At 68.6% G+C, this 15,724-nt stretch carries 22 protein-coding genes and 1 pseudogene; all 23 read left to right on the top strand.

All coding sequences use genetic code 11. The features are described from left to right. Positions 1–10 precede the first annotated feature (10 nt). The 23 genes and pseudogenes from ACH34T_RS26215 to rplF all read left to right on the top strand — a co-directional run bounded on the left by ACH34T_RS26215 (position 11) and on the right by rplF (position 15,710). A complete protein-coding gene (locus tag ACH34T_RS26215) occupies positions 11–991 on the top strand; it encodes an aldo/keto reductase (RefSeq protein WP_396023568.1) in 981 nt (326 codons plus the stop codon). A gap of 241 nt (positions 992–1,232) precedes the next feature. After that, complete coding sequence (locus tag ACH34T_RS26210) at positions 1,233–2,882, top strand: hypothetical protein (RefSeq protein ID WP_396023567.1); 1,650 nt, start codon at positions 1,233–1,235, stop codon at positions 2,880–2,882. Between the two features lie 524 nt (positions 2,883–3,406). Then, positions 3,407–3,781, top strand: coding sequence for a 30S ribosomal protein S12 (rpsL, locus tag ACH34T_RS26205; RefSeq protein WP_117398359.1), 375 nt, complete (start codon positions 3,407–3,409; stop codon positions 3,779–3,781). Beyond that, entirely contained in the window at positions 3,781–4,251 is a 471-nt protein-coding gene (rpsG, locus tag ACH34T_RS26200; protein WP_396023566.1) for a 30S ribosomal protein S7, read from the top strand. The genes rpsL and rpsG overlap by 1 nt, the downstream gene beginning before the upstream one ends. A 40-nt stretch (positions 4,252–4,291) precedes the next feature. Further along, positions 4,292–6,403: an elongation factor G gene (gene fusA / locus ACH34T_RS26195; RefSeq protein ID WP_396023565.1), complete on the top strand. Its 2,112-nt coding sequence runs from the start codon at positions 4,292–4,294 to the stop codon at positions 6,401–6,403. Between the two features lie 83 nt (positions 6,404–6,486). Beyond that, a complete protein-coding gene (gene tuf, locus ACH34T_RS26190) occupies positions 6,487–7,680 on the top strand; it encodes an elongation factor Tu (RefSeq protein ID WP_396023564.1) in 1,194 nt (397 codons plus the stop codon). A 100-nt stretch (positions 7,681–7,780) separates the two neighbouring features. Beyond that, entirely contained in the window at positions 7,781–8,089 is a 309-nt protein-coding gene (gene rpsJ, locus ACH34T_RS26185; protein ID WP_018657599.1) for a 30S ribosomal protein S10, read from the top strand. Between the two features lie 14 nt (positions 8,090–8,103). Continuing rightward, a complete protein-coding gene (rplC, locus tag ACH34T_RS26180; protein ID WP_396023563.1) occupies positions 8,104–8,754 on the top strand; it encodes a 50S ribosomal protein L3 in 651 nt (216 codons plus the stop codon). After that, positions 8,751–9,353 carry a 50S ribosomal protein L4 gene (rplD, locus tag ACH34T_RS26175; protein ID WP_396023562.1) on the top strand — a complete coding sequence of 201 codons (603 nt, stop codon included), beginning with the start codon at positions 8,751–8,753 and terminating at the stop codon, positions 9,351–9,353. Before rplC ends, rplD begins: the two co-directional genes overlap by 4 nt. Positions 9,354–9,365: 12 nt before the next feature. Next, the gene (gene rplW, locus ACH34T_RS26170) at positions 9,366–9,665 is read left to right on the top strand and encodes a 50S ribosomal protein L23 (RefSeq protein WP_396023561.1); all 300 of its coding nucleotides are present in this window, start codon (positions 9,366–9,368) and stop codon (positions 9,663–9,665) included. Positions 9,666–9,705: 40 nt separating this feature from the next. Continuing rightward, positions 9,706–10,539, top strand: coding sequence for a 50S ribosomal protein L2 (gene rplB / locus ACH34T_RS26165; protein WP_138643279.1), 834 nt, complete (start codon positions 9,706–9,708; stop codon positions 10,537–10,539). A 12-nt stretch (positions 10,540–10,551) separates the two neighbouring features. Beyond that, positions 10,552–10,833: a 30S ribosomal protein S19 gene (gene rpsS / locus ACH34T_RS26160; RefSeq protein ID WP_131963170.1), complete on the top strand. Its 282-nt coding sequence runs from the start codon at positions 10,552–10,554 to the stop codon at positions 10,831–10,833. A 34-nt stretch (positions 10,834–10,867) separates the two neighbouring features. Then, the gene (gene rplV / locus ACH34T_RS26155) at positions 10,868–11,251 is read left to right on the top strand and encodes a 50S ribosomal protein L22 (protein ID WP_396023560.1); all 384 of its coding nucleotides are present in this window, start codon (positions 10,868–10,870) and stop codon (positions 11,249–11,251) included. After that, positions 11,251–12,142, top strand: a pseudogene (gene rpsC, locus ACH34T_RS26150) (30S ribosomal protein S3). Before rplV ends, rpsC begins: the two are co-directional and overlap by 1 nt. Beyond that, on the top strand, positions 12,136–12,555 hold the full coding sequence (rplP, locus tag ACH34T_RS26145) for a 50S ribosomal protein L16 (RefSeq protein ID WP_121433533.1): 420 nt from the start codon (positions 12,136–12,138) through the stop codon (positions 12,553–12,555). Before rpsC ends, rplP begins: the two are co-directional and overlap by 7 nt. After that, positions 12,555–12,794 (top strand): 50S ribosomal protein L29, encoded by a 240-nt coding sequence (gene rpmC / locus ACH34T_RS26140; RefSeq protein ID WP_396023559.1) that lies wholly within the window; start codon positions 12,555–12,557, stop codon positions 12,792–12,794. The genes rplP and rpmC overlap by 1 nt, the downstream gene beginning before the upstream one ends. Continuing rightward, positions 12,791–13,075 (top strand): 30S ribosomal protein S17, encoded by a 285-nt coding sequence (gene rpsQ / locus ACH34T_RS26135; protein WP_138643273.1) that lies wholly within the window; start codon positions 12,791–12,793, stop codon positions 13,073–13,075. The genes rpmC and rpsQ overlap by 4 nt, the downstream gene beginning before the upstream one ends. A gap of 65 nt (positions 13,076–13,140) precedes the next feature. After that, a complete protein-coding gene (rplN, locus tag ACH34T_RS26130) occupies positions 13,141–13,509 on the top strand; it encodes a 50S ribosomal protein L14 (RefSeq protein ID WP_067629407.1) in 369 nt (122 codons plus the stop codon). Then, the gene (gene rplX, locus ACH34T_RS26125; RefSeq protein WP_396023558.1) at positions 13,509–13,829 is read left to right on the top strand and encodes a 50S ribosomal protein L24; all 321 of its coding nucleotides are present in this window, start codon (positions 13,509–13,511) and stop codon (positions 13,827–13,829) included. The genes rplN and rplX overlap by 1 nt, the downstream gene beginning before the upstream one ends. 5 nt (positions 13,830–13,834) lie before the next feature. After that, positions 13,835–14,425, top strand: coding sequence for a 50S ribosomal protein L5 (gene rplE, locus ACH34T_RS26120; RefSeq protein ID WP_396023557.1), 591 nt, complete (start codon positions 13,835–13,837; stop codon positions 14,423–14,425). Between the two features lie 4 nt (positions 14,426–14,429). Then, positions 14,430–14,615 carry a type Z 30S ribosomal protein S14 gene (locus ACH34T_RS26115; protein ID WP_131963156.1) on the top strand — a complete coding sequence of 62 codons (186 nt, stop codon included), beginning with the start codon at positions 14,430–14,432 and terminating at the stop codon, positions 14,613–14,615. Positions 14,616–14,760: 145 nt separating this feature from the next. Then, the gene (rpsH, locus tag ACH34T_RS26110) at positions 14,761–15,159 is read left to right on the top strand and encodes a 30S ribosomal protein S8 (protein ID WP_067454634.1); all 399 of its coding nucleotides are present in this window, start codon (positions 14,761–14,763) and stop codon (positions 15,157–15,159) included. 14 nt (positions 15,160–15,173) lie between these two features. Next, positions 15,174–15,710, top strand: a complete 537-nt coding sequence (gene rplF, locus ACH34T_RS26105) for a 50S ribosomal protein L6 (protein ID WP_396023556.1) — start codon at positions 15,174–15,176, stop codon at positions 15,708–15,710. Positions 15,711–15,724: the final 14 nt, after the last annotated feature.

Here is a 15,724-nt window from a genome sequence, read left to right as displayed (position 1 = left end):
GGAGCCGTTCATGGAACAGGTACGTCTCGGCACGACGGGAACGAAGGTCTCCCGTATCTGCCTCGGGATGATGAGCTACGGCGACCCGTCCAAGCGGGAGTGGATCCTCGACGAGGACGGAGCGGAGCCCATCGTCCGGCGGGCCGTTGAAGCGGGTGTGACGTTCTTCGACACCGCAAACGTGTACGCGGAAGGCACGAGCGAGGAACTCACCGGCCGTCTGCTGCCGAAGTTCTTCGCCCGGCGGGACGACTACGTCCTGGCCACGAAGGCCTGCCTCCCCATGGGGCCGGGACCGAACGACCGGGGCCTGTCGCGCAAGCACGTGACGGCGAGCATCGACGACTCGCTGCGGAGGCTCGGCGCCGACTATGTCGACCTCTACCAGATTCACCGATGGGACTACGAGACGCCCATTGAAGAGACCATGGAGGCCCTGCACGACGTCGTGAAATCGGGCAAGGCCCGGTACATCGGCGCGTCCAGCATGTACGCGTGGCAGTTCGCCAAGGCGCAGCACGTCGCGGAGACGCACGGCTGGACGAAGTTCGTCACCATGCAGAACCACTACAACCTCATCTACCGCGAGGAGGAGCGGGAGATGATCCCGCTGTGCCTCGACCAGGGCGTGGGCCTCATCCCGTGGAGCCCGCTGGCCCGCGGGATGCTGGCCGGGAACCGGGAGCGGGGCGGCGAGCGCAAGACCGTCCGGTCCAGGAACGACGCCTACGGGGACAGCCTGTACACGGACGACGACTTCGCCGTCGTCGACGTCGTCCGGGAGGTCGCGGGGGAGCGGGGCGTCCCCGCGGCCCAGGTCGCGCTCGCCTGGCTGATCGGCCGTCCCGGGGTGACGGCGCCGATCTTCGGAGCGACGAAACTCACCCACATGGAGGACGCCATCGCCGCCGAGCGCCTGGAGCTGGACGAGAAGGAGGTCGAGAGGCTGGAGGCGCCGTACAGGCCGCACCCGATCCTCGGGCATTCCTGACATAGCAGGCCGCCGGACGCCCCTGGTCGGAACGGTCCGGGGGCGTTCGGCGTCTATCCAGGGTGGTGATTTGCGATACCACGGGCGATCGGGGCAGGCTGGGGGCCAGAACGCCCACGCATGGCAGGAGCGCCACGTGGGGACATGGGTGACAAGGTTCGGAAGCCGCGTTATGCGCCGCGCGCTTCGGAACCTCCGGGAGCCGAGGAACCCGGAATGACGGCGCTGAAGGAGCCCGACGATGACCGAGAATGACGGCACGCAGGGACCGCAGCGGCCGTTGCCGGAGGACGAGGGGCAGCCCACGCCGCCGGAGGCGCAGGAGCCTCCCGCCCGGCCGCTGGGCGACCGCACCGTCGTGTTCGGGGCGCCGCAGCTGGGCGGAACCGGAGCGGCCCAGCCCGCGCCGCCCGCTCAGCCTGAACAGCGGCAGCCGCAGGAGCCCCGCGACGAGGACCGGCCGGCGCCGCCTCCGCCGACGATGGTCGAGCAGCCCGTGCAGCAGTTCGGCGAGCAGCCCCCGCCGCCGCCCCAGTCGCCGTTCGGCGGCCCGCAGGAGCAGCAGGCCCCGTACGGTCAGCCGCCCGCCGGGCACCTGCCCTACGGCGCGCCCCCCGGCCCCGGCGGATTCCCGCCGCCGCAAGAGCAGCAGTACGGCCAGCCGCAGCCCGGCTACGGCCAGCCAGAGCAGCCGCAGTACGGCCAACAACCAGAGCAGCCCTACGGCCAGCAACCAGACCAGCAGCAGTACGGCCAGCAGCCGCCCCCATACCCGCAGCAGCCGATGCACGGCGCGCCCCAGGAAACGGCACAGGAGCCGCTGCCGCAGTACGGGCAGCAGCCCTTCGGCGGCCAGGGCGGCGCGTTCTCCGCACCCGACCCGGGCGCCACGCAGCCCGCAGGCGAGCAGCAGCAGGGCGAGCAGCCGCAGGACTCCCTGACCGACCGGACGATGATCGTCCCCGGGCCGTCCGCCGAGGCGCCGGAGCCCGAGCCGCAGCGCCCCGTGATCGACGACCAGGCGACGCTGCACTGGTCGCCCGGCACCGACATCCCGGTCGCCACGGGTCCCGAGCGCAGGCAGGAGCCCCAAGCCGAGCCGTGGCAGGCGCCGACGCCGCCGTCGACGCCCGAGCCCTGGTCGCCGGAGTCGTCCCAGCCCGGCGGCGGCCAGCCCGGACAGCAGGGGCCGCCCGGGCAGCAGGGCCTGGACACCGAGCGGACGATGATGGTCCCGCCCCCCGACTCCGGCTTCGGGGCCGGTGCGCAGCCGTCCGCCCCGCAGGAGGACCCGTACCGCGCCCACAGCGAGAGCGCCATGGAGGACGCGCCCGCGACCGAGGCCTTCCACCCGCCCGGCGCCCAGGGCGGCCAGCCCGCCGAGCCGCAGGGCCTGGCCGACCACACCCGCATGGACATCGGCCAGCAGCAGTGGGGCCAGCTGCAACAGCCCCAGCAACAGGGCTACGGCCAGCAATACGGCCAGCAGAGCGAACAGCAGTACGGCCAACAAGGCGAACAGCAGCAGTACGGCCAGCAGGAATACGGGCAACAGCAGCCCTACGGGCAGCAGCAGGGTTACGGCCAGCAGTACGGCCAGCCAGGCGAGCAGATGGCCCAGGCCCCCGGAGCCCCAGGCCAGCCATACGGCCAGCACGGCCAGCCGGGTCAGCACGGCCAGCCTGGTCAACCCGGCCAGTACGGGCAGCCCGGCCAGCAGGGCCAGTACGGTCAGCAACACGGGCAAGGCCAGGGGCAGTACGGCCAGCCGCAGCCCGGCTACGGCGCCGACGAGGGCAAGGGCGGCAAGAACACGCTCCTGCTCGTCGTCGGCGGCATCGTCGCCGTCGTGGTGGTTCTCGCCGTGGTCTACCTGGCCTTCCTCCGCTAGGACGCTCCGCTGGTCGGACGGCTGAGGACGACGTAAAACTTGTTCCCCGCCTTCCCTAACGACAGGGACGTGGGACACAATGCTCCAGAGGTCGTCCTCAGCCGTCACCGACCTGTAGCGATCGAACCGCCGTAGGCAAGCGGGTTTCACTTTGCACTTTGGCGCGGCTCTCGGTAACCTCTTTCCTTGTGCCCGCAGTGCGGGCCGCTGTGCGTGCGCGTCGGAGAGGCCGGCAGGCCAGCCCCAGCGCCGCATCACATGAGGCTCTCTCATCCTTGGTGGGCTCGGTGGTCTAGGGCCGCCCGGGCGCGCCGGATGGTGGAGGCTCACTCCCCGGCTTGATTCGGCCCAGATACGGGCCGGGCGGTCTGTGTCGGTTTCGCGCGGCTGTATTTCCGTGTGGCGGCGACACGCCCGACCGCGTGGGTCGGAGAGGTCGGGAAACCGGCAGGTCACAGCCTCGCCTGAGGTGGTGATTGCAGCAATAGGACTTACCGGCTCGGTACGAGGAAGACGGAGACGCGGTGCCCACGATCCAGCAGCTGGTCCGCAAGGGCCGCCAGGACAAGGTGACCAAGAACAAGACGCCCGCGCTCAAGGGCAGCCCCCAGCGCCGGGGTGTCTGCACGCGCGTCTACACGACGACGCCCAAGAAGCCCAATTCGGCGCTTCGCAAGGTCGCCCGTGTCCGGCTGTCGAGCGGGATCGAGGTCACGGCCTACATCCCCGGCGTCGGTCACAACCTGCAGGAGCACTCGATCGTGCTCGTGCGCGGCGGCCGTGTGAAGGACCTCCCCGGCGTTCGGTACAAGATCATTCGCGGCACGCTGGACACGCAGGGCGTCCGGAACCGCAAGCAAGGCCGCAGCCACTACGGCGCGAAGAAGGAGAAGAGCTGATGCCGCGCAAGGGCCCCGCTGGCAAGCGCCAGCTCATCGCTGACCCGGTGTACAACTCGCCGCTGGTCACCGCGCTCATCAACAAGATCCTCCTCGACGGCAAGCGGTCGATCGCGCAGAACATCGTCTACGACGCCCTGGAGGGCGCCCGCGACAAGACCGGCAACGACCCGGTCGTCACGCTGAAGCGCGCCCTCGACAACGTCAAGCCCACCCTGGAGGTCCGCAGCCGCCGCGTCGGCGGCGCGACCTACCAGGTCCCCGTCGAGGTGCGCCCGGCCCGCAGCACCACCCTCGCCCTCCGCTGGCTGGTGGTGTACGCCCGGCAGCGCCGCGAGAAGACCATGACCGAGCGGCTGATGAACGAGCTGCTCGACGCGAGCAACGGCCTCGGTGCCTCCGTCAAGAAGCGCGAGGACACCCACAAGATGGCGGAGTCGAACAAGGCCTTCGCCCACTACCGCTGGTAACCCCGGCAACAGTAACGACGAGACGACGCGAAGGACGACAGTGGCTACCAAAACCGGTGTAGACCTGGCCAAGGTCCGCAACATCGGGATCATGGCCCATATCGACGCGGGCAAGACCACGACGACCGAGCGCATCCTCTACTACACGGGGATGAGCTACAAGATCGGCGAGGTCCACGACGGCGCCGCCACCATGGACTGGATGGAGCAGGAGCAGGAGCGGGGGATCACCATCACCTCCGCCGCCACCACCTGCGAGTGGCCGGTCGACGACGTCAAGCACACCATCAACATCATCGACACCCCGGGACACGTCGACTTCACCGTCGAGGTGGAGCGCAACCTGCGGGTGCTCGACGGTGCGGTCGCGGTGTTCGACGGCGTCGCGGGCGTGGAGCCCCAGTCCGAGACCGTGTGGCGCCAGGCCGACCGGTACGGCGTGCCCCGCATGTGCTTCGTCAACAAGCTCGACCGCGTCGGCGCGGAGTTCCACCGCTGCGTCGACATGATCGAGAGCCGTCTCAACGCGACTCCGCTGGTGCTGCAGCTGCCGATCGGCGCCGAGGCCGACTTCAAGGGCGTCATCGACCTCGTGACGATGAAGGCCCTCGTCTGGAACGAGGAGGCCAAGCTCGGCGAGATGTACGACGTCGTCGACATCCCCGACACGCACGTCGAGACGTCGCGCGAGTGGCACGACAAGCTGGTCGAGACGCTCGCCGAGAACGACGACGACATCATGGAGCTGTACCTGGAGGGCGAGGAGCCCACGGTCGAGCAGCTCTACGCCGGCATCCGCCGGGCGACGATCGCCGCGAAGCTCACCCCGGTGCTGTGCGGCACGGCCTTCAAGAACAAGGGCGTGCAGCCGCTGCTGGACGCGATCGTCCGGTACCTGCCCTCCCCGCTGGACGTCGAGGCCATCGAGGGCCACGCCGTCCGGGACGAGGAGAAGGCGCTCACCCGGCAGCCGAGCGAGGAGGAGCCGTTCTCCGCGCTCGCATTCAAGATCATGAGCGACCCGCACCTGGGCAAGCTCACGTTCGTGCGCGTCTACTCCGGCGTCATGGAGTCCGGCGCGAACGTGATGAACTCCGTCAAGGAGCGCAAGGAGCGCATCGGCAAGATCTACCGGATGCACGCCAACAAGCGCACCGAGATCGAGCGCGCGGGCGCCGGCGACATCGTCGCGGTGATGGGCCTCAAGCAGACCACCACCGGCGAGACGCTCTGCGACGACAAGAACCCGATCGTGCTGGAGTCGATGAACTTCCCGGCGCCGGTCATCCACGTCGCGATCGAGCCGAAGACCAAGGCCGACCAGCAGAAGCTGGGCACCGCCATCCAGCGGCTGGCCGAGGAGGACCCGTCCTTCACGGTCCGCACCGACGAGGACACCGGCCAGACCGTGATCTCCGGCATGGGCGAGCTCCACCTGGAGATCCTCGTCGACCGGATGAAGCGCGAGTTCAAGGTCGACGCCAACGTCGGCAAGCCGCAGGTCGCCTACCGCGAGACGATCACCCGCAAGGTCGAGAAGGTCGAGTACACCCACAAGAAGCAGACGGGCGGCTCGGGCCAGTTCGGCCGCGTGATCATCGACCTGGAGCCGCTCGGCGGCGGGTCCGACGGCTACGAGTTCGTGAACAAGGTCACCGGCGGCCGCATCCCGCGGGAGTACATCCCGTCGGTCGACGCGGGCTGCCAGGAGGCGGCGGAGTTCGGCGTCCTCGCCGGCTACCCGATGGTGGGCGTCAAGGTCACCCTGCAGGACGGCGCCTACCACGAGGTCGACTCCTCGGAGATGGCGTTCAAGGTCGCCGGCTCCATGGCGTTCAAGGAGGCGGCCCGCAAGGCGTCCCCGACGCTGCTGGAGCCGATGATGGCGGTCGAGGTCACCACGCCCGAGGACAACATGGGCGACGTGATCGGCGACCTCAACAGCCGCCGCGGTCAGGTCCAGTCCATGGACGAGCGGCACGGCATGCGCGTCATCAAGGCGCTGGTGCCGCTGTCCGAGATGTTCGGCTACGTGGGTGATCTGCGCAGCAAGACCCAGGGCCGGGCTGTCTTCACGATGCAGTTCGACTCCTACGCCGAGGTTCCGACGAACGTCGGCCAGGAGATCATCGCCAAGGCACGGGGTGAGTAGCACCCGGCCTGCCCACCAGATCACCAGAACGCACATCGAAACGGTCGTCGAGGCGGCCGAGGATCGCAAGCAAGGAGCAACCAGTGGCGAAGGCTAAGTTCGAGCGGACGAAGCCGCACGTGAACATCGGCACCATCGGACACATCGACCACGGTAAGACCACGCTTACCGCGGCGATCACCAAGGTGCTCCACGACAAGTACCCGGACCTCAACCCCTTCACGCCGTTCGAGGACATCGACAAGGCGCCGGAGGAGCGCGAGCGCGGCATCACGATCTCGATCGCGCACGTCGAGTACCAGACCGAGGCCCGGCACTACGCGCACGTGGACTGCCCCGGTCACGCCGACTACATCAAGAACATGATCACCGGTGCGGCGCAGATGGACGGCGCCATCCTGGTGGTCGCGGCGACCGACGGCCCGATGCCGCAGACCAAGGAGCACGTGCTCCTGGCCCGCCAGGTCGGCGTCCCGTACATCGTCGTCGCGCTGAACAAGTGCGACATGGTGGACGACGAGGAGATCCTGGAGCTCGTCGAGCTCGAGGTCCGCGAGCTGCTCACCGAGTACGAGTTCCCGGGCGACGACCTTCCGGTCATCCGCGTCTCGGCCTACCAGGCCCTGCAGGGCGACGAGAAGTGGTCTGCGTCGATCGGCGAGCTCATGAACGCCGTCGACGAGAACGTGCCGGAGCCGGTCCGCGACGTCGAGAAGCCGTTCCTGATGCCGATCGAGGACGTCTTCTCGATCACCGGCCGCGGCACCGTCGTGACCGGCCGCGTCGAGCGCGGTGTCGTGAACGTCAACGAGACCGTCGACATCATCGGCATCAAGAACGAGAAGACCACGACGACCGTCACCGGCGTCGAGATGTTCCGCAAGCTCCTCGACCAGGGCCAGGCGGGCGACAACGTCGGCCTGCTCCTGCGCGGTGTGAAGCGCGAGGACGTCGAGCGCGGCCAGTGCGTCATCAAGCCGGGCACCACGACCCCGCACACCGAGTTCGAGGCGCAGGTCTACATCCTGTCCAAGGACGAGGGCGGCCGCCACACGCCGTTCTTCAACAACTACCGTCCGCAGTTCTACTTCCGGACCACGGACGTGACCGGCGTGGTGAACCTCCCCGAGGGCACCGAGATGGTCATGCCGAGCGACAACACCGAGATGCGCGTCGAGCTGATCCAGCCCGTCGCCATGGAGGAGGGCCTCAAGTTCGCCATCCGCGAGGGCGGCCGGACGGTCGGCTCGGGTCGCGTCATCAAGGTCATCAAGTAACACCCGTCGTAGCAGCGGCGGCCCCGCCGCCAAGGCAGGGCCGCCGCTTCCACGAACCGACGTAACCAGCGGCACTACAGCAAAGGACACCGAGGCCACCATGGCGGGACAGAAGATCCGCATCCGGCTCAAGGCCTACGACCACGAGGTCATCGACACCTCCGCGAAGAAGATCGTTGAGACGGTGACGCGGACGGGCGCCAAGGTCGCGGGCCCGGTGCCGCTGCCGACCGAGAAGAACGTGTACTGCGTCATCCGCTCGCCGCACAAGTACAAGGACAGCCGCGAGCACTTCGAGATGCGCACGCACAAGCGGTTGATCGACATCATCGACCCGACGCCCAAGACCGTCGACTCGCTCATGCGGCTCGACCTTCCGGCCGGCGTCGACATCGAGATCAAGCTCTGAGGGACGCACCGACAATGAGTACGCAGAGGAAGGGCGTCCTGGGCGAGAAGCTCGGCATGACCCAGGTCTTCGACGATGAGGGCCGGATCGTTCCGGTGACCGTCGTCCAGGCCGGGCCGTGTGTCGTCACGCAGCTCAAGACCCAGGAGCAGGACGGGTACGCCGCCGTCCAGATCGGGTTCGGGCAGATCGACCCGCGCAAGGTGAACAAGCCGCGCGGGGGTCACTTCGAGAAGGCCGGCGTCACGCCGCGCCGCTACCTCGTCGAGCTGCGCGCGGACGACACCACCGGGTACGAGCTCGGCCAGGAGATCACCGCCGACGTCTTCGAGGCCGGCCAGAAGATCGACGTGACCGGCACGAGCAAGGGCAAGGGCACCGCCGGTGTCATGAAGCGCCACGGGTTCAAGGGCCTCGGCGCCTCGCACGGCACCCAGCGCAAGCACCGCTCGCCGGGTTCGATCGGCGGCTGCGCGACCCCCGGTCGCGTGTTCAAGGGCCTCCGCATGGCGGGACGGCACGGGAACACCCGCACCACCGTGCAGAACCTGACCGTCCACGCCATCGACGCGGAGAAGAACCTGCTGCTGATCAAGGGCGCGGTTCCCGGTCCCAACGGCGGCGTGGTGCTGGTCCGCGACGCGACGAAGGGAGCGGGCAAGTGACTTCCAAGCTCGACATCGACCTGCCCGCGGAGGTCTTCGACGCGAAGACCAGCATCCCGCTGATCCACCAGGTCGTGGTGGCGCAGCAGGCGGCGGCGCGGCAGGGCACGCACTCCACCAAGACGCGCGGCGACGTGCGCGGCGGCGGACGCAAGCCGTACCGGCAGAAGGGCACCGGACGCGCCCGCCAGGGCTCGACCCGCGCGCCCCAGTTCGCCGGCGGCGGCGTCGTGCACGGCCCCCAGCCGCGCGACTACACGCAGAAGACGCCCAAGAAGATGAAGGCGGCGGCGCTGCGCGGCGCCCTGTCCGACCGCGCCCGGTACGACCGGGTGCACGTGGTCGACGGCCTCGTCGAGGGCGACACCCCGAAGACGAAGACGGCGCTGAAGGCGCTGCGCGAGGTCACCCAGGCCAAGCGCGTCCTGGTGGTCGTGGACCGCGAGGACGAGCTGACCTGGAAGAGCCTGCGCAACGAGCCGGCCGTGCACGTGCTCGTCTCCGACCAGCTCAACACCTACGACGTGCTGGTGAACGACGACGTCGTCTTCACGAAGGCGGCGTACGACGAGTTCATCTCGCGTGCGGCGAAGAAGTAAGGAGGGTCGCACATGAACAAGATCGCCGACCCCCGCGACGTCATCATCGCGCCGGTCGTCTCGGAGAAGAGCTACGGGCTGCTGGACGAGAACAAGTACACGTTCGTCGTCCGGACGGACGCCAACAAGACCCAGATCAAGCAGGCGGTCGAGGCGGTGTTCGGCGTCAAGGTGACGAACGTGAACACGCTCAACCGGCAGGGCAAGCGCAAGCGCACCCGGTTCGGCTACGGCAAGCGCAAGGACACCAAGCGCGCCATCGTCAGCCTGGCCGAGGGCGAGCGGATCGACATCTTCGGCGGCCCGGCCTAACCGGCCGGGGCCCGAAGCAGACAAGGGATGAACGAATAAGATGGGCATCCGTAACTACAAGCCGACGACTCCGGGTCGTCGCGGCTCCAGCGTGGCCGACTTCGTCGAGATCACGCGCACCGAGCCCGAGAAGTCGCTGCTGCGTCCGCTCCCCAAGAAGGGCGGCCGCAACAACCACGGCCGCATCACCACCAGGCACCAGGGCGGCGGGCACAAGCGCGCCTACCGGGTCATCGACTTCCGGCGGCACGACAAGGACGGCGTCCCGGCGAAGGTCGCGCACATCGAGTACGACCCGAACCGCACCGCCCGGATCGCGCTGCTGCACTACGTGGACGGCGAGAAGCGCTACATCCTCGCCCCGCGCGGCCTGAAGCAGGGCGACCGGGTCGAGAACGGGCCTGGCGCCGACATCAAGCCGGGCAACTGCCTCCCGCTGCGCAACATCCCGACCGGTACCGTCATCCACGCCATCGAGCTCCGCCCCGGCGGCGGCGCCAAGATCGCCCGCAGCGCGGGCGCGGGCGTCCAGCTGCTGGCCAAGGAGGGCAAGTACGCGACGCTGCGCATGCCGTCCGGCGAGATGCGGATGGTGGACGTGCGCTGCCGCGCGACGGTCGGCGAGGTCGGCAACGCCGAGCAGTCGAACATCAACTGGGGCAAGGCCGGACGCATGCGGTGGAAGGGCAAGCGCCCGACCGTCCGCGGCGTGGCCATGAACCCGATCGACCACCCGCACGGTGGTGGTGAGGGCAAGACCTCCGGTGGCCGGCACCCGGTGAACCCGGCCGGTAAGAAGGAAGGCCGCACTCGCCAGGCGAACAAGTCGAGCGACCGGCTGATCGTCCGTCGTCGCAGCAAGAAGAAGCGGTAGGAGTCGCTCGTCATGCCACGTAGCCTTAAGAAGGGCCCCTTCGTGGACGACCACCTCATGAAGAAGGTGGACGACCAGAACGAGAAGGGCACCAAGAACGTCATCAAGACGTGGTCGCGGCGCTCCATGATCGTGCCGGACATGATCGGTCACACGATCGCCGTGCACGACGGCCGCAAGCACGTCCCGGTGTTCATCACCGACTCCATGGTGGGGCACAAGCTCGGCGAGTTCGCGCCGACGCGCACGTTCCGCAGCCATGTCAAGGAAGACCGCCGTAGCCGCCGTGGCTGAGCGGCCGCAGGGATCGTAGGAGAGAGGGACAGCGATGGAAGCCAGGGCCCAGGCGCGGTTCATCCGCGTCACGCCCAGGAAGGCCCGCCGCGTGGTGGACCTCATCCGCGGCCTGCCGGCCGCGGAGGCTCAGGCGGTGCTGCGGTTCGCCCCCCAGGCTGCGAGTGAGCCGGTGGGCAAGGTGCTGGCGAGCGCCATCGCCAACGCCGAGCACAACTTCAAGCTCGACACCGACACGCTCGTCGTGAGCCGGGCGTACGTGGACGAGGGGCCGACGCTGAAGCGTTTCCGTCCCCGCGCCCAGGGCCGGGCTTACCGCATCAACAAGCGCACGAGCCACATCACCGTGGTCGTGGAGTCGCGGGACGAAGTCACGTCCGGGTCCGGCGGCGGTAAGAAGACGAGGAGGGCCCGGTAGTGGGTCAGAAGATCAACCCGCACGGGTTCCGGCTCGGCATCACCACCGACCACAAGAGCGTGTGGTTCGCCGACAAGCTCTACAAGGACTACGTCAAGGAAGACGTCCAGATCCGGCGCATGCTGCAGAAGGGCATGGACCGGGCGGGCATCTCCAAGGTGGAGATCGAGCGGACCCGTGACCGCGTCGAGGTCAACATCCACACGGCCCGGCCGGGCATCGTCATCGGCCGGCGCGGCGCGGAGGCCGAGCGCCTGCGCGGCGACCTGGAGAAGCTGACCGGCAAGCAGGTCCGGCTGAACATCCTCGAGGTCAAGAACCCCGAGATCGACGCGCAGCTCGTCGCGCAGGGCGTGGCCGAGCAGCTGTCCAGCCGGGTCGCGTTCCGCCGCGCCATGCGCAAGGCGATCCAGTCCGCGATGAAGTCGGGCGCCAAGGGCATCAAGGTGCAGTGCGGCGGCCGTCTCGGCGGCGCCGAGATGTCGCGGTCGGAGTTCTACCGCGAGGGCCAGGTCCCGCTGCACACGCTGCGCGCCGACATCGACTACGGCTTCTACGAGGCCCGGACGACGTTCGGCCGCATCGGCGTCAAGGTGTGGATCTACAAGGGCGAGGCCGCGTCGACGCGCGCCGAGCGCGAGCAGCAGGCCGCGCAGCAGCGCGCCGCCGGCGGCGGTGGCGGCCGTGAGCGCCGCGGCGAGCGTCGTGGCGGTGGCCGCGGCGGTCGTGGCGGACGCGCCGGCGGCGGTGGCGGTGGCGGCGGCGGCGAGCGTGGCGGCGCCGGTGGCGGCGACCGCGGTGGCGCGCCCAAGCAGCAGCAGAGTTCCGAGCAGCCCGCGCAGACGGCCGAGGCTGCTCCGCAGGGTGAGGGGAGCTGACAACCGATGCTGATCCCTCGCAAGGTCAAGCACCGCAAGCAGCACCACCCGAAGCGCCGCGGCATGGCCAAGGGCGGCACGAGGGTGGCGTTCGGCGAGTACGGCATCCAGGCCGTCGAGCCCGCGTACGTGACGAACCGGCAGATCGAGGCCGCGCGTATCGCGATGACCCGGCACATCAAGCGCGGCGGCAAGGTCTGGATCAACATCTTCCCGGACCGTCCGCTCACCAAGAAGCCCGCCGAGACCCGCATGGGCTCCGGCAAGGGCTCCGTGGAGTGGTGGGTCGCCAACGTGAAGCCGGGCCGCGTGCTGTTCGAGATCTCCTACCCGAACGAGCAGATCGCTCGGGAGGCCCTCACCCGCGCGATCCACAAATTGCCAATGAAATGCAAGATCGTGAAGCGAGAGGTGGGTGAGTCCTGATGGCCAAGGGTCTTACCGCCGACGATCTGCGGACCGAGCCCGAGGACGTCCTGGTCACCAAGCTCAAGGAGGCCAAGGAGGAGCTGTTCAACCTCCGCTTCCAGGCCGCGACCGGCCAGCTTGAGAGCCACGGACGGCTCCGCGAGGTGAAGCGCGAGATCGCCCGCATCTACACCGTGATGCGGGAGCGCGAGCTCGGCATCGTCACGGTCGAGGACGCCGCGGAGGAGAACGAATGACCGAGCAGCAGACCGAGCCGACGGCCGGCCAGCGGAACAGCCGCAAGATCCTTGAGGGCCTCGTGGTCAGCGACAAGATGGACAAGACCGTGGTCGTGTCCGTCGAGGACCGCGTGAAGCACGCCAAGTACCACAAGGTGATCCGCCGCACGAAGAACTACAAGGCGCACGACGAGGCCAACGAGTGTGGCGTCGGCGACCGCGTCCGTCTCATGGAGACCCGCCCGCTTTCCGCCACCAAGCGGTGGCGTGTGGTGGAGATCCTCGAGAAGGCCAAGTAATTACTGGTTCCACCAGGCTGCCGCCGAGACGCGCGGCAGAACCGGTGTGACGAACAGGAGTTGACGTGATCCAGCAGGAGTCGCGACTCAAGGTCGCCGACAACACGGGTGCGAAGGAGATACTTTGCATCCGGGTTCTCGGCGGCTCGGGTCGGCGCTACGCGGGAGTCGGCGACATCATCGTCGCGACGGTGAAGGACGCCCTTCCCGGCGCGGGCGTGAAGAAGGGCGACGTCGTCAAGGCGGTCGTCGTGCGTACCCGCAAGGAGCGCCGGCGCCCGGACGGCTCCTACATCCGCTTCGACGAGAACGCGGCCGTGCTCATTCGGGACGGCGGCGACCCCCGCGGCACCCGAATCTTCGGCCCGGTGGGCCGCGAACTGCGCGAGAAGAAGTTCATGCGCATCATCTCGCTCGCGCCGGAGGTGCTCTGATGAAGATCCGCAAGGGCGACGAGGTGATCGTCCTCGCCGGCAAGGACAAGGGCGCGACGGGCAAGGTCCTGCGCACCATCCCCCGCGAGGAGCGGGTTGTCGTCGAGGGCGTCAACCTCATCACCAAGAACATCAAGGCCGACGCGCAGCGGGCCGGCAAGGAGAGCGGCCGCGTGACGGTCGAGGCGCCGCTGCACGTCAGCAACGTCGCGATCGTGGAGGACGGCAAGCCGGTCCGGGTCGGATACCGCATCGACGAGAACGACGACGGCACCACGACCAAGGTCCGGATCTCGCGGCGCAGCGGTAAGGAGATCTGAGACCGATGACCGACACCGTCACCGAGACGCAGACCGACGCGCGGCCCGTCCCGCCGCCGCGGCTGAAGCTCCGCTACCGCGAGGAGATCGCGGGGAAGATGCGGGAGCAGTTCGGCTACGCCAACGTCATGCAGATCCCCTCGCTCACCAAGATCGTGGTGAACATGGGGGTCGGCGACGCGGCCAAGGACGCCAAGCTGATCGAGGGCGCGATCCGCGACCTGGCGCTGATCACCGGCCAGAAGCCGGCCGTGAACCGGGCCCGCAAGTCCATCGCGCAGTTCAAGCTGCGCGAGGGCATGCCGATCGGCGCGCACGCCACGCTGCGCGGCGACCGCATGTGGGAGTTCCTGGACCGGCTGCTCGCCACGGCGCTGCCCCGCATCCGCGACTTCCGCGGCCTGTCGCCGCGGCAGTTCGACGGCAACGGCAACTACACGTTCGGGCTGACCGAGCAGGTCATGTTCCACGAGGTCGACCCGGACAAGGTCGACCGGCAGCGGGGCATGGACATCACGGTCGTCACGACCGCGAAGACCGACGACGAGGGCCGGGCGCTGCTCAAGCTCCTCGGCTTCCCGTTCAAGGAGAACTGAGCACATGGCGAAGAAGTCGATGATCGCCAAGGCGGCGCGGAAGCCGAAGTTCGGCGTCCGCGCGTACACTCGATGCTCGCGCTGCGGGCGTCCGCGCTCCGTCTACCGGAAGTTCGGCCTGTGCCGCGTGTGCTTCCGGGAGATGGCCCACCGCGGCGAGCTGCCCGGCATCACGAAGTCCAGCTGGTGACCGCGTCCCGGGGCGCGGCCCCGGGACGGACGGGAACCGGCCTGATAATGACCGACCGGGCGTCCGCGAGGACGTCCACGACCGCGCCAAAGGTCCACAGGCGCACCAGTCTGAGGAAACCGTGGCGAGGGAGGGCCAGTAGGCCATGACGATGACCGACCCGATCGCAGACATGCTGACGCGTCTGCGGAACGCGAATTCGGCGTACCACGACCAGGTGGCGATGCCGTACTCGAAGATCAAGGCGCACATCGCCGAGATCCTCCAGCAGGAGGGCTACATCTCGGGCTGGAGCGTGGAGGACGCCGAGGTCGGCAAGAAGCTCAACATCGAGCTGAAGTTCGGCCCGACCCGGGAGCGTTCGATCGCCGGCATCAAGCGCGTCTCGAAGCCGGGTCTGCGCGTGTACGCGAAGAAGGACAACCTGCCGAAGGTCCTCGGCGGACTGGGCGTCGCGATCATCTCGACGTCGTCCGGCCTGATGACCGACCGGCAGGCGGGCAAGCGCGGCGTGGGCGGGGAAGTCCTCGCCTACGTGTGGTGAGGGGGTTCTGACCAATGTCTCGAATCGGACGCAGCCCCATCGCCGTGCCCGGCAACGTCGAGGTCAAGCTCGACGGCCGGGAGGTCACCGTCAAGGGGCCGAAGGGCACGCTGTCGCACACGGTCGCCGAGCCCATCGAGGTCAAGCAGGAGGACGGCAAGATCGTCGTCTCCCGGCCGAACGACGTCAACAAGGTGCGCGGGCTGCACGGGCTCACCCGGACGCTGATCAACAACATGGTCGTCGGGGTGACGGACGGCTACAAGAAGACCCTGGTCATCCAGGGCGTCGGCTACCGCGTGGTGGCGAAGGGCAAGAACCTGGAGTTCTCGCTCGGGTACAGCCACCCGATCACCGTGGAGCCGCCGGAGGGCATCTCCTTCACGGTGGAGCGCCCGACCCAGCTGATCGTCGAGGGCATCGACAAGCAGAAGGTCGGCGAGGTCGCCGCCAACATCCGCAAGCTGCGCAAGCCCGACCCGTACAAGGGCAAGGGCGTGCGGTACGAGGGCGAGCAGATCCGCCGCAAGGTCGGAAAGGCTGGCAAGTGATGGGGGCGAGCAGA

It is taken from the genome of Actinomadura sp. 9N215, assembly GCF_044326345.1.
Classification (GTDB): Bacteria; Actinomycetota; Actinomycetes; order Streptosporangiales; family Streptosporangiaceae; genus Spirillospora.
Note: the sequence above shows the minus strand (reverse complement) of the source record. Positions and strands in the feature narration are given on the sequence as shown.

Bases quoted from the DNA above. Each gene is read 5' to 3' on its own strand.
- ACH34T_RS26215 (WP_396023568.1), top strand. From the start codon at position 11: ATGGAACAGGTACGTCTCGGCACGACGGGAACGAAGGTCTCCCGTATC.
- ACH34T_RS26210 (WP_396023567.1), top strand. From the start codon at position 1,233: ATGACCGAGAATGACGGCACGCAGGGACCGCAGCGGCCGTTGCCGGAG.
- rpsG (WP_396023566.1), top strand. From the start codon at position 3,781: ATGCCGCGCAAGGGCCCCGCTGGCAAGCGCCAGCTCATCGCTGACCCG.
- rpsJ (WP_018657599.1), top strand. From the start codon at position 7,781: ATGGCGGGACAGAAGATCCGCATCCGGCTCAAGGCCTACGACCACGAG.
- rplC (WP_396023563.1), top strand. From the start codon at position 8,104: ATGAGTACGCAGAGGAAGGGCGTCCTGGGCGAGAAGCTCGGCATGACC.
- rplW (WP_396023561.1), top strand. From the start codon at position 9,366: ATGAACAAGATCGCCGACCCCCGCGACGTCATCATCGCGCCGGTCGTC.
- rplB (WP_138643279.1), top strand. From the start codon at position 9,706: ATGGGCATCCGTAACTACAAGCCGACGACTCCGGGTCGTCGCGGCTCC.
- rpsS (WP_131963170.1), top strand. From the start codon at position 10,552: ATGCCACGTAGCCTTAAGAAGGGCCCCTTCGTGGACGACCACCTCATG.
- rplV (WP_396023560.1), top strand. From the start codon at position 10,868: ATGGAAGCCAGGGCCCAGGCGCGGTTCATCCGCGTCACGCCCAGGAAG.
- rplP (WP_121433533.1), top strand. From the start codon at position 12,136: ATGCTGATCCCTCGCAAGGTCAAGCACCGCAAGCAGCACCACCCGAAG.
- rpmC (WP_396023559.1), top strand. From the start codon at position 12,555: ATGGCCAAGGGTCTTACCGCCGACGATCTGCGGACCGAGCCCGAGGAC.
- rpsQ (WP_138643273.1), top strand. From the start codon at position 12,791: ATGACCGAGCAGCAGACCGAGCCGACGGCCGGCCAGCGGAACAGCCGC.
- rplX (WP_396023558.1), top strand. From the start codon at position 13,509: ATGAAGATCCGCAAGGGCGACGAGGTGATCGTCCTCGCCGGCAAGGAC.
- rplE (WP_396023557.1), top strand. From the start codon at position 13,835: ATGACCGACACCGTCACCGAGACGCAGACCGACGCGCGGCCCGTCCCG.
- ACH34T_RS26115 (WP_131963156.1), top strand. From the start codon at position 14,430: ATGGCGAAGAAGTCGATGATCGCCAAGGCGGCGCGGAAGCCGAAGTTC.
- rpsH (WP_067454634.1), top strand. From the start codon at position 14,761: ATGACGATGACCGACCCGATCGCAGACATGCTGACGCGTCTGCGGAAC.
- rplF (WP_396023556.1), top strand. From the start codon at position 15,174: ATGTCTCGAATCGGACGCAGCCCCATCGCCGTGCCCGGCAACGTCGAG.